Annotated in this window: 12 protein-coding genes; 7 read left to right on the top strand and 5 right to left on the bottom strand. The window is 34.2% G+C overall.

The genetic code is table 11. The annotated features are described in order from the left end of the window. Positions 1–23: 23 nt before the first annotated feature. The gene (gene ggt / locus AC2SLP_RS02265; RefSeq protein WP_486534999.1) at positions 24–1,916 is read right to left on the bottom strand and encodes a gamma-glutamyltransferase; all 1,893 of its coding nucleotides are present in this window, start codon (positions 1,914–1,916) and stop codon (positions 24–26) included. 306 nt (positions 1,917–2,222) lie between these two features. On the opposite strand from ggt, the gene aspS reads away from it, so the two are divergent. The 6 genes from aspS to AC2SLP_RS02235 all read left to right on the top strand — a co-directional run bounded on the left by aspS (position 2,223) and on the right by AC2SLP_RS02235 (position 9,523). After that, on the top strand, positions 2,223–4,028 hold the full coding sequence (aspS, locus tag AC2SLP_RS02260; protein ID WP_486534998.1) for an aspartate--tRNA ligase: 1,806 nt from the start codon (positions 2,223–2,225) through the stop codon (positions 4,026–4,028). A 123-nt stretch (positions 4,029–4,151) separates the two neighbouring features. After that, positions 4,152–5,066 (top strand): lysophospholipid acyltransferase family protein, encoded by a 915-nt coding sequence (locus AC2SLP_RS02255; protein ID WP_486534997.1) that lies wholly within the window; start codon positions 4,152–4,154, stop codon positions 5,064–5,066. Between the two features lie 282 nt (positions 5,067–5,348). Then, complete coding sequence (locus tag AC2SLP_RS02250; protein ID WP_486534996.1) at positions 5,349–6,068, top strand: glycosyltransferase; 720 nt, start codon at positions 5,349–5,351, stop codon at positions 6,066–6,068. A gap of 131 nt (positions 6,069–6,199) precedes the next feature. Next, a complete protein-coding gene (locus AC2SLP_RS02245; RefSeq protein ID WP_486534995.1) occupies positions 6,200–7,366 on the top strand; it encodes a nucleotide sugar dehydrogenase in 1,167 nt (388 codons plus the stop codon). Between the two features lie 79 nt (positions 7,367–7,445). Further along, positions 7,446–8,294 (top strand): hypothetical protein, encoded by an 849-nt coding sequence (locus AC2SLP_RS02240; protein WP_486534994.1) that lies wholly within the window; start codon positions 7,446–7,448, stop codon positions 8,292–8,294. 128 nt (positions 8,295–8,422) lie between these two features. Continuing rightward, entirely contained in the window at positions 8,423–9,523 is a 1,101-nt protein-coding gene (locus AC2SLP_RS02235) for a glycosyltransferase (protein WP_486534993.1), read from the top strand. Between the two features lie 54 nt (positions 9,524–9,577). Here AC2SLP_RS02235 and AC2SLP_RS02230 read toward each other — a convergent pair whose 3' ends face one another. From AC2SLP_RS02230 to AC2SLP_RS02220, 3 genes are all read right to left on the bottom strand, one after another. After that, a complete protein-coding gene (locus AC2SLP_RS02230; protein ID WP_486534992.1) occupies positions 9,578–10,384 on the bottom strand; it encodes a glycosyltransferase family 25 protein in 807 nt (268 codons plus the stop codon). A 72-nt stretch (positions 10,385–10,456) separates the two neighbouring features. Further along, entirely contained in the window at positions 10,457–11,530 is a 1,074-nt protein-coding gene (locus AC2SLP_RS02225; protein ID WP_486534991.1) for an NAD-dependent epimerase, read from the bottom strand. Positions 11,531–11,573: 43 nt separating this feature from the next. Next, positions 11,574–12,728 (bottom strand): glycosyltransferase, encoded by a 1,155-nt coding sequence (locus AC2SLP_RS02220; protein ID WP_486534990.1) that lies wholly within the window; start codon positions 12,726–12,728, stop codon positions 11,574–11,576. A gap of 389 nt (positions 12,729–13,117) precedes the next feature. On the opposite strand from AC2SLP_RS02220, the gene AC2SLP_RS02215 reads away from it, so the two are divergent. Beyond that, complete coding sequence (locus AC2SLP_RS02215) at positions 13,118–14,428, top strand: glycosyltransferase (RefSeq protein WP_486534989.1); 1,311 nt, start codon at positions 13,118–13,120, stop codon at positions 14,426–14,428. Between the two features lie 29 nt (positions 14,429–14,457). On the opposite strand, the gene AC2SLP_RS02210 is transcribed toward AC2SLP_RS02215, so the two are convergent. Next, positions 14,458–15,294, bottom strand: a complete 837-nt coding sequence (locus tag AC2SLP_RS02210; protein WP_486534988.1) for a glycosyl transferase — start codon at positions 15,292–15,294, stop codon at positions 14,458–14,460. Between the last annotated feature and the right edge of the window lie 153 nt (positions 15,295–15,447).

The raw sequence follows: 15,447 nt of genomic DNA, 5'->3' as shown, positions 1-15,447 counted from the left end.
TAATGCTTATCAAATTTTAGTATTTAATCCCCCATGACCTTACCTTCGCGGCGAGGATCGGCACCTCCTTGAAGTCCTTCTTCAGTAATAACAATACCCTGTATCCCTGAGTTTAAGTCTCGCACTTTGGTCTTATAGCCCATACTTTCTAACAGGGGTACCGCTTGGGTAGCTTGGGTATTTTCTTCAACTTCAAAGGTGCCAAACCGATTTAAAATATTGGGTGAGGAAATGGCCTGTTGAATATCTAGCCCACCATCAATATGGGTCATGAGAGTTTTTGCGACATAACCAATAATGCGGCTACCGCCTGGAGAGCCAACTGCTAAATACGGCTCCCCATCTTCCATTACGATTGTGGGTGCCATGGAAGAGCGAGGCCGTTTTCCACCTTCAACGCGATTGGCCACAATTTCACCATCTTCTTCTGGTTTAAATGAAAAATCAGTCAATTCATTGTTTAATAAATAGCCATTTGCCATCAGTGTCGAGCCAAATGCATTTTCTATAGACGATGTCATCGATAATACATTCCCCGCTTGATCTACAACGACAATATGACTGGTCGAGGGCAACTCTATGGCTTCTGCAGACACATAACTGGCGATTTGATTACTTAAGTGTGGGTCTTTGAGCTGTATGTCGCCTGGTACCACATTAGGAATACTAAGGGTTGTTGACTTAATCAAATCAGCTCGTTTTTTTAGATATTCTGGCGATAGCAGCTCAGCTGTGGGAACAGTGACATAATCTGGATCGCCGACATATTTGCCACGGTCTGCAAAAGCTAACCGTGAGCTGTCTGCAAGCACTCGTAATGTATTTGCTGGATTATCGGTAAGATACTCAGGTGTAAATTGATTTAATACCCCCACTATCTGTCCAACTGCGATGCCACCGGAGCTAGATCCGCCCATCCCGCATACGTCGTATTTGCGGTACTCACTACATACGGGGTCTCTTTCAATTATTTTATAAGATTGAAAATCATAGGGCCGTAAATCACCAGGATTATCATGCGCCATCTTCACTTGCTGAATTATATTATTGGCTAATTTACCTTGATAAAAAGGAGTGCTACCTTGCTGCGACAAGACTTTGATACTTTTTGCATACTCAGCGTTTTTTAGCAATGTGCCTGCTTGAAGCGGCTGACCATTAGGTAAAAAGTACGATTTTGTTTGCGGATAGCGAGACAATTTGTCCGAATTGCTTGCAATTGAAGCCGCCATGCGCGGAGAAACTTTAAATCCATTTTCAGCCAATCGGATTGGCGTATCAAATAACGCAGACCATTCAAGCTTTCCATAACGCTTATGCAGTACCTCCATCATCTTAGGTACACCTGGCACACCGACCGAACGACCACCGATGACAGCCTGCATAAATTCTAGAGGTTCTCCAGATTCGTCTAAAAACAGCTCTGGCGTAGCAGAGAATGGTGCTATTTCACGTGCATCGAAAGTGGTCAGCTCTTTATTAATATTATCCCAATAAACCACATAAGCGCCGCCGCCTAACCCCGATGATTGCGGCTCAACCAAACCCAATGTCGTTTGAATGGCTACCATCGCGTCAACCGCATTGCCGCCCTTTTTAAGTATGTCATAGCCTGCTTGCGTTGATAATGGATTTGCAGAAGCTACCATATAATTATCAGCATATACTAGCTGCTGATTGGTGCGGCCAGTCCCGTATTCAGGTGCAATTAAGTCGGCACTTTGCATCCCTTTATTACTATCATTTGACAGTAAGATTTGATTTGCTTCAGTGGTCTGATTTGATACTCCATTATGCATGTCAGTTGAAATTGTCTGACATCCTGTCATCAAACAACTCATTGTCATAACAGCACTGATAGAGGTTTTTAATTTAGTACTATCACCAGCACTGCTACCTTTTGTATTCATAGTCATATTTATCTTCCTTAGCAACCGTTATAAACTTAAATGCACATGGTATAGCGCCACATGTTTAAACCTTACCTTAATCAATAGACCCTAGTACACATTTAATTTATATTTTTACTGTTTTATAGGCTGTGAATTTTTTAGAGCGGCTATCTGCCCTTTGTTTAAAGCATTTCAAATCAATTTGTAACGGGCTAGGAGTTGTGACAAAGCGCAATAACAGGCATAATGTGCAACTAATCTAACATCTTATTTGCAAGAATTTTATTTAGATCCTTTTTCTATAATATTAATTAATATAGTGGACCATTTATGATGCGTACTGAGTATTGTGGAGCAGTAACCGAAGAGCTATTAGATCAAACCATCACTATTGTTGGATGGGTACACCGTCGCCGTGACCATGGTGGGGTTATATTTTTGGATATGCGTGATCGTGAAGGTATATTGCAAGTTGTCATTGATCCTGACACCCCTGAGGCTTTTGCTACGGCAGATGCCGCGCGTCCTGAATATGTATTACAGATTACTGGCCGTGTACGTAAACGTTACGAAGGTACTGAAAATAAAAATATGACCAGTGGTCAGGTTGAGTTATTGGGTAAAGAGATTGAAGTTTTAGCCAAATCTGAAACCCCGCCCTTCCCATTGAATGACGAAAACACAACTGTTAATGAAGACTTACGTCTAAAATATCGTTATTTAGACATGCGTCGTCCGGTGATGCAAGAACGTATGGTATTTCGCGCTAAAGCGACCTCAACGATTCGCCGCTATTTAGATGACAATGGTTTTTTAGATGTAGAAACACCAATCTTGACACGCGCGACACCAGAGGGTGCACGTGACTATCTCGTGCCATCACGTACACGCCCAGGTAACTTCTTTGCACTGCCGCAATCACCACAGTTATTTAAACAGCTATTAATGGTATCAGGCTTTGATCGTTACTACCAAATCGCCAAATGTTTCCGAGATGAAGATTTACGTGCTGATCGTCAGCCAGAGTTTACTCAGGTGGACATCGAGACTTCATTTTTAGATGAAGAACAAATCATGGACATCAACGAAGGTTTGATTAAAAATCTATTCAAAACCATGCTTGATGTTGAACTCGATGACTTCCCACGTATGACTTACGCCGATGCAATGCGCGACTATGCTTCTGACAAGCCAGATTTGCGTATTCCTTTAAAACTTATCGACGTTGCAGACCTAATGAAAGACGTTGAATTCAAAGTATTCGCAGGTCCCGCTAATGATCCAAAAGGCCGAGTTGCTGCCCTACGCGTTCCTAATGGTGGCACTTTAACGCGCAAGCAAATTGATGCTTATACAAAATATGTCGGTATATACGGTGCGCGCGGCTTAGCATATATCAAAGTAAATGATGTGACTAACATCAACAATGGTGTCGATAAAGAGTCGGGTCTACAATCGCCAATTATTAAGAACATGAGTGATGATGTTCTGGTTAGTCTTGTAGAGCGTACAGAAGCTCAAGATGGTGACATCATCTTCTTTGGCGCAGATAAAGCGAAGATTGTGAATGATGCCATGGGTGCGCTACGTGTCAAGATTGGTCTTGATATGAACATGGAAACCTGTGATTGGGCACCTTTATGGGTAGTTGACTTCCCAATGTTTGAAGAAACCGACGATGGTCATTGGACTTCAATGCACCATCCATTCACTAAACCTAAGGGTTCAGTTGAGGAACTTAAAAACAATCCAGAGTCAGCCCTTTCGATCGCTTATGATATGGTATTAAACGGTACCGAAATCGGTGGTGGTAGCCTACGTATAAATACGGTTGAGATGCAGCGAGCCGTGTTTGATGCTTTAGGTATCTCTGAAGAAGAAGCAGATCAGAAATTTAGCTTCTTACTCGATGCGCTTAAATTTGGTGCGCCGCCGCACGGTGGCTTGGCATTTGGTTTGGATCGTCTAATTATGCTAATGGTTGGTGCCAGCTCAATCCGTGATGTGATTGCGTTCCCAAAAACCAAAACTGCTGAGGACCCTCTAACTCAAGCGCCTGCTGAAGTAGATAATCGTCAATTACGTGAGCTTGGTATTCGTATTCGTGAAAAAGCTCAAGCAGAAAATAAAGAGTAATAGGTATTAAACCTCTATTTATTAATACTCTTTTATGATATTTGCTGATATGTTATCGGTAAGTTTTGATAGTAAGGCGATAACGGGTACTCCGAATATCGCCTTATTTATGAGTGCAACTATATGAATCCATTGAATATTTTTAGATATGTGCCATTGTCCGTCATGCGGACATTGGCACTTTTTGTCGCTTGGATAATTATACTAACCCCTAATTTAAGAATTAAACGTATCATCGAAGTAAATATACGACTCGCCTTTACTGAACTTAGTAAGGTTGAACGTAATAAATTAATGAAGCTTAGTATAAAAAATCAAGCTTTAACTGCTATAGAATCTGTGAAGTGTTGGGCAATGCAGCCGCAATGGAGTATTGAACAAATCGATAATGTTTATAATCAACAATTGTTAGATGAAGCACTAGCTAACCCTAAAGGGATGCTTGCCATAGTGCCACATTTAGGTACCTGGGAGATGATGAATGCTTGGCTTAATCAATTCGGCTCTCCTACCATATTATATAAGCCTGCTAGCAGGGATATGACAAATGATTTTATTTTGCAAGGTCGTCAAAGACTCAATGCTACTTTAGTACCTACTGACGCTTCTGGGGTAAAATCCATTTTTAAAACTTTAAAGTCCGGTGGATTTAGCATTATATTACCCGACCATGTTCCCCACCCCTCCGGCGGAGTCATTGTTCCCTTTTTTGGTGTAGAAACCCTTAGTAGTACCCTAGCATCAAAGCTAGCTACTAAAACCAAATGCTCGTTAATAGGACTTACTTGCTTACGTAATGAGAAAAATGGTTTTGATATTTACTGTACTAAGCTTGATAATCCAGAACTCTATGACCGTGATATGCAAATAGCTACTCATGCTTTAAATAAAGCGATGGAGCAGATGATTAAAGTATGTCCAAGTCAATATATGTGGAGCTATAGAAGGTTCAAACGTATACCCAGATTAGGAAACCCTTATAATACGTCAGAAGCTAAGTTAAACGATTTTATAAAAAACCTTACTATTGATTCTTAAATTCAATTTTAATTATAGATTTACTAAACATTTGAAAACTAAATAGTAAATAGTGAATACTTTACTAAATAAGCCCAATACATAAAAACATTTAAATAATAGTGAAATAAATACTTCAAATAATCTGTTAAAATTAACTCTTATAAGTTGCAACTATCTGCAAAGAAGCTTTTTTACACATTCAATCTTGATTAGATTGCAACCTTCTATAAATCTATATTATTAAAATTAAATTAGGATACGCAAGTGTTTGATAACCAACAAAAGCGTTATATTATTTGTATGAAATGGGGCACCAAATATGGTCCCGAGTACGTAAATCGTTTATATAATATGGTAAAACGTAATCTAACTTTAGATTTTGAAATGGTCTGTTTAACAGATGATTCTGAAGGAATTGATGACAAAGTAACCTGTTATCCGATCCCAGAATTAAATCTACCTGAAGGTTTGCCAGAACGCGGTTGGAAAAAACTAACTACTTTTAAACCTAATTTGTATGACTTAAAAGGGATTGCTTTATTTTTAGATATTGATATTGTTATAGTTGATAATATTGATGCTTTTTTTGAATATGAAGCTGATCATGAAGATTGCGTCATTATTATTCGTGACTGGAAGAAACCATGGCGTAAGATTGGCAATAGCTCAGTCTATCGCTTCAAAGTAGGTCAAAATACTTATCCAAATCTACTTAGTAACTTTGAACGAAACTTTTCAATCATTCGCTCAGAAGTACGCCATGAACAAGCCTACTTATCAAACTACCTACGTGAACATCATCACCTTGAATACTGGGACAAGTCATGGTGTGTCAGTTTTAAATACCAATGCATTCAACCTTTCCCCATTAGTTTAGTCAAACCGCCAAGTCTTCCTAAATGGGCTAAAATAGTAATTTTTCATGGGGAGATAAACCCCCCTGATGCCATCGAAGGTGGTGGAGGGAAATGGTATCGTCATGTTAAACCCAGCCCTTGGCTGAAGCAATACTGGCATTGATTCATAGATTTCTTATAAATTTAATATTTAAATGATATTCTGATTTGAGTTATGGATTTTATGCTCAGAGAGTATCAAAACTATTGAAATCATAAATACTATAAAAACATTTAAAAAGTCTTGGAGATTTTATGAATATAACTGTCGTAGGTACCGGTTACGTAGGGTTATCAAATGCAATGCTACTTGCCCAGCATAATAAGGTTACTGCTATTGATATCATTCCAGAAAAAATAGAACAGCTTAACTCTAAAGTCTCTCCCATCGAAGATAAAGACATTGAAAACTTTTTAACCAATAAAAAGCTCAATTTCTCAGCTTCTTTAAATGCTCAACAAGCCTATAAAGAGGCTGAGATAATTATAGTAGCCACACCTACTGACTACGACCCTAAAACAAACTTCTTTAATACCAAAAGTGTTGAATCCGTCGTTGAAGATATACTAGCAGTAAATACAAATGCTTTGATAGTTATAAAATCCACTGTTCCTGTAGGCTTTACTAAAAATCTTCGAGAAATCTTATCCGCTGAAAATATTATCTTCTCTCCAGAATTTCTACGTGAAGGACAAGCTTTACACGATAATCTGTACCCTTCTCGTATAATTATTGGAGATCGATCTTCACAAGCCAAAATGTTTGCATCATTGTTGCTAGAAGGGGCTGTAAAAAAAGAAGTACCGATTCTTTTTACAGAGTCAACAGAAGCTGAAGCTATCAAATTATTTTCGAATACTTATCTGGCTATGCGTGTGGCTTATTTCAATGAATTAGACACTTACGCTCAGACCTATGGACTTGATACCAGACAAATTATTGAGGGGGTAGGATTAGATCCTCGTATAGGCAATCACTATAATAACCCATCTTTTGGCTACGGGGGCTATTGCTTACCTAAGGATACCAAACAACTTCTAGCTAATTATGACGAAGTACCTAGCAATATAATAAAGGCAATAGTTGATTCCAACAGAACTCGAAAAGACTTTATAGCATCAAAAGTTTTAGAAAAAAACCCTCAAATTGTAGGTGTTCATAGACTAACTATGAAAAGTGGTTCAGATAATTATAGAGCCTCCTCTATTCAAGGAGTAATGAAGCGAATTAAAGCCAAAGGCATAGAGGTTGTTGTTTATGAACCTACTTTAGAAGAAAATTTATTTTATAACTCCAGAGTAATAAAAGACATCGAAGCATTTAAAGAGATGAGTGATGTTATTATTGCTAATCGAATGTCGGATGAATTAAACGATGTTAAAGATAAAGTTTTCACTCGAGACTTGTTTGGCAATGATTAGTAAATTAAGAGTTGAGCATCCCCCTGTTATTAGAAAATTTATTAACTATAATTTGTAGTATTTAAAATAAGAATGGTCTATGGTTCTACCTACACATGTCGAAATAAAAACACCTCTTAAATCATATTCTATTGCACTATTTAATCATGATACTGGCTCATCAAGTCATCAATATGAGATCATAAATATTATAGCTTCTGGACCCTCTATAAATGAAATTAGTTATGATAAGGCTTTTCTTAAAACCCCTACCCTATTCGTTAATGGCAGCATAACTTTAATTGAAGATCATAACTTTTCTAAAATAGCTGGTTACGTAATTAGTGATGATAGATTTGTTCAGCATAATGCAGAGATTATGCAGCAGTTTTATACTGGGCAACCTTTATTTATAACCAAGCCTGTATTAGAGGCTATTGCTTCGACATTGCCACAGCTTATTGATAGATACCATCATGCCATTAAACTAATTTATCCTGTAGATAGACCCATACCTATTAATTATAAAGCTGGCTTTTTGAATTCATTACCTTTTTTAGGAAGGTTATCTACTAAAAAACTCTCTTTAACAGACTTTCAAAACCATCCTGATTTTGTTATTGATAATTCTAGTTACCCTAAGTCTATTGGCGTATCTTTAAACATTGAAAATGGATTTGTTGAATCAGGTACGGTAGCTTTTGTTGCTGCACAATTGGCATATACTTTACGAGCTAAAGAGATAAATTTATATGGGATTGATTTAATAAACAGCAATCAGCCTCGCTTTTATGAAAATAAGGACAATGCGGCGCCTTGTAAACTTGATAAAGCCATAACTAATCGTATTGTACCTTCGTTTGATTTAATGGGTAAAGTATATAGAGATCATGGGGTTAAAGTGGATAATAAATCTCCGGTATCAAAGGGTTTATTTAAGAATATATAATATTAAAATTTTAAATTAACCCAATTATCTTTTATAAAATTTTTAACTTTGTCTGACTTTATAGATTCTTTTATTATCTCGCAATTTTAATATGATTAAATAAATATACTATTTTAAATGGAAGTTTTATGAAGAAACTGTTATTCAATACTAATAACACTAAGCAAGAAAGTAAAAATTTTGAGAGTAAAAGAATTGTTTTAATAATTTCTAAATTAAGAATTGGTGGTGCAGAACAATTTGTAATAACCTTAGCTAAAGCTTTTAAAAAGCTTGGACATGATCCTCATATAGTGATCTTGTTTGAAACAATAGAATTACCAGTACCTGAAGACATTCCAGTACATATATTCGATTTCAATAAATACCGCAAATATCCTAGAGTTCTTAGACCTTTTGTTATTCCTACTGCATTAGATAATTTTATTTTAGAAAATATTGGTTTACCAAATTTAGTATTATCCAATTTATACTCAGTCGATAAGTTCATGGCACGCAGTGAGCTACCTAATGTATTTCTGATAATTCACAATACACTTTCTAAACGAGAGTATTTAACAAATAAAACTTTAAATAGGCTGAAAACCACTTACTTATCAAAACCTTGTATTGGTGTTAGTAAAGGTGTGAGTTCAGATTTAAAGAGATTATTGGGTGGTGAGTTAAACATTCAAACTATCTATGATCCAGTTGATATTGAAAAAGCCAGTAAACTAGCTAAAGATTTTACGCCACCATTTGAGAGATTTATAGTAAATGTTTCAAGTTTTAAACCTGTTAAAAGACAGGATAAATTATTAAAAGCTTATGCTAAAAGTGGGGTTCAATTACCTTTAATATTAGTAGGAGATGGAGAGGAAAGACTTAATACAGAAATCTTAGCTAAAGATTTAAAGATAGATCAAAAAATCCATTTCATTGGCAATACCTCTAATCCTTATCCTTATATCAAACATGCTTTAGCAATGGTAATTAGTTCTGATGTAGAAGGATTAAATATTTCAATGCTTGAAGCAATAGCATTAAATACACCAGTAATCAGTACAAACTGTCCCTCAGGGCCTTCTGAGGTTCTACCTAAACATAACTTAAGTCCAGTGGAAGATATAGACGCATTGGCTCTACTGATTAACCAAGTTGTACATGAGCCAAATAAATTTGTTATAGAATTGGATGATATTTTCTTACCTGAAAACGCAGCCAAATTATATTTAGAATTAATAAAATAAACTATCTATGAAATTTAACGTATACCTAACAATTTTTTAATTTTAAGTATGTTATTAAGGTTTAAATTTAATTACTTCCTTACGATAACCTTTAAAAAACATAATTGAAGCAATAATTAGCTCATTAGTGGACAATTGCTTTTTAACTCTTTGCATTTCCCTTATTATTTTTTTTATTCCTTGAGGTTTAGGAGCACTAGGCTTCTCTCCCCTATCATTTTCAAGTGAACTATCAAATTTAGGATCTTGATCGTAGAAAACTTTATCCTGAATGCATATCGCTGGATTTACTTGATATATTTGTTCTTCATCAGATATAAGCCAATCGAAAATTAAATGATCTACTGGAGCTCGTATACCGTGTTTTATTGTTTCTTCTATAAGCTTGAAAGCTGCTTTTTGACTTAATATGTATCCTGCACCACCCATATGCCTACTTTGCATTTTACTAAGATATCTACTACCTAATAATTTAGAACCTTTTTGAATAAACACTCTTTCATACATGGTTTCAAGTTTAACCACATCAAATTCATCTGGCAACCAACCCATATCAGTCATAAACGAAGCAGCATCTTTGGATAAATAGATATCATCTTCAAATATAGCCATACATTTTAAATTATGATCTATTAATTTATTCCATAAACAGAAATGACTCAAATAACATGCTATTTCTCCATTTGATAAGTGCGTTTTAGAAATATTAATAGAATATTTTTCTATGATCGTATTAATTTGAGTTTTATCAATTGCATCGAAAAAATCAAACTCAAGGTCTAACTCTTGAAAAATTTTGTTAATATGGTCACGACGTTCAGTCTCTTTTTTAAGACTAATAACATATGAATTTAATGACATTATTATGCACACCTAATTTATAACTTAAAAATTTGCATATATAAAAAGAGATACCAAAAAATAACACCTCATTTATATTAAATAATACTCTCTATACCATTTAGTGAATTCTTTTACACCTTCAGATAAAGTTGTATCTGGCGCAAAACCTACTAATTTTTCGATTGTACTTGAGTCGGCATAAGTAGAAACGACATCACCAGGCTGCATTTCCATCATATTTTTAGTTGCTACTATTCCGAATTCTTTTTCTAAATGTTTAATAAAGTCCATAAGACTAACAGGTGAGTTATTGCCTATATTATATAAGCGGTATGGTGCAGATGAAGTTTCTGGATTAGGCTCTAACGGATTAAATAAAACCTCTGTTCCAGACGTTCCAGCTGGGCAATCCAAGACCCCAATGATTCCATTAACTACGTCATCAATATATGTGAAGTCACGATTCATTTTACCGTGATTAAAAACATTTATTGTTTTATTGTTTGTCATAGCATCTGCGAACAGCATTGGAGCCATATCAGGCCGCCCCCAAGGTCCATAGACAGTGAAAAATCGAAGCCCAGTACAACGTATACCAAATAAATGAGCATAGGTATGAGCCATCATCTCATTTGATTTTTTACTTGCAGCGTATAAAGATACAGGATGATCTGTATGATCCGATGTTTTAAAAGGTTGAGATTTATTCAAACCGTATACAGATGAACTTGATGCAAAACATAGATTTTTAATATTGTAATTGCGACAGCATTCTAATATATTCAAGAACCCCACAATATTAGTATTAATATAAGCGTAAGGGTTTTCTAACGAGTAACGTACACCAGCTTGAGCCGCGAGGTGACATATTGCATCAAACTTATATTTAAAAAACAACTCGTCCATAGCTTTTTTATCAGCAATATCTATTTTAATAAAACTAAATAGGTTATTACTTGAATTCTTTATTCCAAGAGAATTATTTTCAGTTGTTTTATTAAATGTATCTTCAATACCAAGTTCTTTTAACCTTGATAGCTTTAAGGATACATCATAGTAATCATTGAGGTTATCAATACCAACTACCTCATCACCCCTTGATAAAAGCTTTTTGGAGACATGATAACCAATAAACCCTGCTGAACCAGTAACTAATACTTTCATTTGAACGTATTTACCCTAATATAAATTAAACCATCAATTTTATTTATGTAATGCTATTTAAAAGATATTCTTCATACTGTTTTGCAACATTTACAGGTAAAAACTTATCATCCAAACGAGCTAAAAACTTTTCTGGCTCGTTCATAGCTTGATTTATTTTATTTGATAACGCATCAATATTATCCACTGGAACTAAATGTTCTGGACTTAGAAGTTCACTTGGACCAGAAGGACAGTCGGTGCTTATGACTGGAGTGTTAAGCGCCATAGCTTCAGCCACAACCCTAACAAAACCTTCATACCTTGAAGATAAAACGAATAATTTTGAACGTTTCATGAAAGGATATGGGTTCTTAAGAAACCCTAAAAAAAATATATTATCACTAATTCCTAACTCTTTAGATAATAGTTTTATTTTCTCAAAATCTTTACCCTGTCCTAATAATATTAAAGGATAAGTTTGTAGACTTTTTGAATAAGCTTTTAATAGAACATCATGAGCTTTTTGATATTTGAAACTACCTACGTGAATAATGTAATTGCCTGTCTTTATGACCTTAAGTAATTCATTTTGCTTATAGAGGCCTAAGTTTAGTGGAAGTTGCTTTAAACTTTCTTCATTAAGAGGTTCATTCGCCATTTGGTTAATTAATGGGATATCGAACGCATTATATATCGTAGTTGTTTTAACGTATTTACCTAGTAGTTCATCTAAACCCTTTTGAACACCTTTCGACACACAAACACAAGGATGATTACCGTATATATTTATTAAATCTATAACATTAGGATGTTTAATAGAAGCACCCGAAGGAATATTATAATCATTTTTTATATCGTTACGAATGACATGGAGGACATTTTTAAGTTTGCTATGAGCCATTACTCTATCTGGACGCTCTAAATTAGATAATACTATATCAGGTTGGCCTAAATTTTTTAGCACATATTTATCGACTACTTTCGAAAAAGCTTTATAGCGTAAACTTGATGGTAGAAGTTTAAAGGGTTTGAATTTTACTAAATGATAGTTCAAATTAGGATTTAAGTCATATTCAACTAAAGGCTTAAACCTTAATAAATGCACTTCGTAACCTAATTCATAAAATCCTTGTCCTAATGTTAATACAGAACGTTCAGCTCCACCACCTTGAAGGCAGTTTATTATAAGTAGAGCCTTTTTATTAATCTGAGCCATAAAAAAAACTTAAATAAATTATTATGTTGATATTTATTTTTAAAATGAAATTTCAATAAAATTTATATTCAATACGCCTCTAATTTATCTTAATTAATAGAGTAATGGTACTATACTACCTCAAATAATTCGCTAATCTAATATAATTAATAATTTTAATAATATTTTAAAATAAACCTTAAACTCTAATTAAAATCATTATATTTTATATATACATGCGATAGAATGTAAAATTTTAATTATTGGCAATAAATAAATCATTATTAACGTTATTAAATTAATTTAGTAATATATAAGTATTTAGCATTCGTACTACTATAGAATATTTTTTAATATGACTTATTATAATAAAGTAAAAACTCAATTAATACATTATATAGGAGTTGTAGGTGACAACTAATTTAAAAAAAAATATATTATATGTTTACCATCGTCTTGATGTATTAGGGGGAATAGAGACTAGATGGGTAGATGAGTTTAAATATCTTAAGAAAAATGATTTTAATGTTTTTTTAACTGTACCTAAACCATATTATAAAGAAAGTATAAATAATTTTCTTAATCCTAATGTCTTTATACCTATTAATTCTTCGAATGTTAATGATGCTTCAAATTTTATAGCTCTTGTACACCAAATCATAGGTATTATTCAAAATCATAAGATAAATCTGATTAGTATTCATATGCAGGATCTATTCGCCTTAGCAGCTATAATGGCAGCTCAATTAACAAAAACTCCTGTAATTTCAACAGTACATGGCATACTAGATATTTATAGACGTCCTATCCAACGAATACTAAGTCAAAAAATAGCTTCATATAGTTATAGTCTATCTATTAGTGTTACAAAAGCTATTCCAAATCCTTGTTCTAACCCCTTATCTTCTTATTTAGTCATACCTAATCTAATAGACCTAAAAAAGTTTTCTCAAAAAACTTCCAATAATGATAAGTGGCTAATAATAAGTAGGTTAAGTCCTGAAAAATATCCTGCAATAATTAGATTTTTAGAAGCCGCTAATAATTCTGATATATTAGAAGTAGATATAGCTGGTGGTGGGGACAGATATGAAATTTTAGATAAAATTAAATCAATGAACCTTAAAATAGTTGTTAACTTAATTGGCGAAATAGAAGATATTAACTATTTAATCCCTAAATATAAAGGTGTATCAGGAGTTGGAAGAGTCGCCATAGAAGGATTAGCTTGTAAAAAGCCTGTTTGTATTACCTCTCAAAAAGGCGAATTGATCGGATTAGTTACACCTGATAATTTTGATTTATTAGCAAGTTATAATTTTAATGGTAACGGGTTACCGCCAATTGATGATAATAAATTTAATGAACAGCTTCAAGACTATGATGAATATACGAGCATAATAAACTACAAAAGATTAGAAAGTGAGTTGAGTGTTGATAAATGGAATACTTATATAGAAAAATATAATAATTTAAGATTTATCGACAACCCACCCCTTGAATCCTTATTTTATAAACTTTCTCATTTTTCAACAGATTTTGAGAGACCATTTATAAAAGACAAGTTCTTTCAACACTTAGTTTATGAAACCTTATTAGAATCTAAACTCACAGATATTCAAGAGTTATGGGATTTTTACGATAATAGCTATGGTTTATTTTCTGAGTATCCCTTTAAGACAATAGATAAGAAAAAATTAAATTTTAAATGGAAAAAATAAGATTAAATATCATAAGTTTCAAAGAGTTTTTACTCTCTCCAATTATCTTTTACCCAATCAACTGGTAAAATAAAGTGTCGCAAATGTTTAAATGGCTTTTTTAAATTCTCAGGTTTTTTTAAATCACTCAAATGATCTTTAAAATTGTCTGATGAGGTTTTGTCATATTGTCCATTAATAGCATTGGAAGGATAAAGCCCGCCTGGGAAAATGACTATTCTAGCGCCTTTAGGAATCTTAGGCGGTATAAAATAGTTTAGTGGGAAAGGCTGACGGCACTTACGTCTAAAATGCGCAACCCATTGCTTAGGGAATATTTTTACGCCACCAGGTACGTTTCGAGTAACAAAACGTTGCTCAAATCGATATTTATCGGCGATACCTTGAGGGTCTGCTTTAAATTTCTCTTGTAGCGATATAAGCGACCCCACTTTAAATCTAAAGCAGGAGGTCTGACCTAATTTTTCAAGTGGATTACTCGGATTATAGGACAATACAACATCGTTAAGATCGCCATATTCAAAGAAAGGGTCCAAACTATCAACAATAACCACATCCAAATCTAAAAACAATACGACACCAGTAACGTCTCCTAAAGTCTCACCCCATAAACGTGACTTTGGCCACTTACCCAGGGTATTGGTTGGCATCGTAACGTCTAATGTTGGAAGTTCTTGGCATTCTATTTCAGGACGAACACCCGTACTATCATCAGTAAAACATACAAACCTAAATGGTGGAGTAATGTTACGAAAGACCATACCATATAGTTTATTAGCATAATGAGCACCATACTTACTGCCCCATTTGATACAAATAATTTGTTTTACTGTTTGTGGTTCTGATACTGAGCTTTGATTAGACATAAATTACGCGTGCCTTTTGAAAAATTGATAACTTAAAAAGATAGATAACTTAAAAAGATAGATAACCGAATTAGATAGATAAGGTATCTTTATTTTGGTATCGAAAAACCGAAAACTTACTATTAAGATAAACTTAGTACATGAACTATAAAT

The sequence above is a fragment of the Psychrobacter sp. CX21 genome, assembly GCF_057396255.1.
Note: the sequence above shows the minus strand (reverse complement) of the source record. Positions and strands in the feature narration are given on the sequence as shown.

Bases quoted from the DNA above. Each gene is read 5' to 3' on its own strand.
- AC2SLP_RS02220 (WP_486534990.1), bottom strand. From the start codon at position 12,728: ATGGCTCAGATTAATAAAAAGGCTCTACTTATAATAAACTGCCTTCAA.
- AC2SLP_RS02255 (WP_486534997.1), top strand. From the start codon at position 4,152: ATGAATCCATTGAATATTTTTAGATATGTGCCATTGTCCGTCATGCGG.
- AC2SLP_RS02210 (WP_486534988.1), bottom strand. From the start codon at position 15,294: ATGTCTAATCAAAGCTCAGTATCAGAACCACAAACAGTAAAACAAATT.
- AC2SLP_RS02230 (WP_486534992.1), bottom strand. From the start codon at position 10,384: ATGTCATTAAATTCATATGTTATTAGTCTTAAAAAAGAGACTGAACGT.
- AC2SLP_RS02250 (WP_486534996.1), top strand. From the start codon at position 5,349: ATGAAATGGGGCACCAAATATGGTCCCGAGTACGTAAATCGTTTATAT.
- AC2SLP_RS02240 (WP_486534994.1), top strand. From the start codon at position 7,446: ATGGTTCTACCTACACATGTCGAAATAAAAACACCTCTTAAATCATAT.
- AC2SLP_RS02245 (WP_486534995.1), top strand. From the start codon at position 6,200: ATGAATATAACTGTCGTAGGTACCGGTTACGTAGGGTTATCAAATGCA.
- AC2SLP_RS02225 (WP_486534991.1), bottom strand. From the start codon at position 11,530: ATGAAAGTATTAGTTACTGGTTCAGCAGGGTTTATTGGTTATCATGTC.
- aspS (WP_486534998.1), top strand. From the start codon at position 2,223: ATGATGCGTACTGAGTATTGTGGAGCAGTAACCGAAGAGCTATTAGAT.
- ggt (WP_486534999.1), bottom strand. From the start codon at position 1,916: ATGACTATGAATACAAAAGGTAGCAGTGCTGGTGATAGTACTAAATTA.
- AC2SLP_RS02235 (WP_486534993.1), top strand. From the start codon at position 8,423: ATGAAGAAACTGTTATTCAATACTAATAACACTAAGCAAGAAAGTAAA.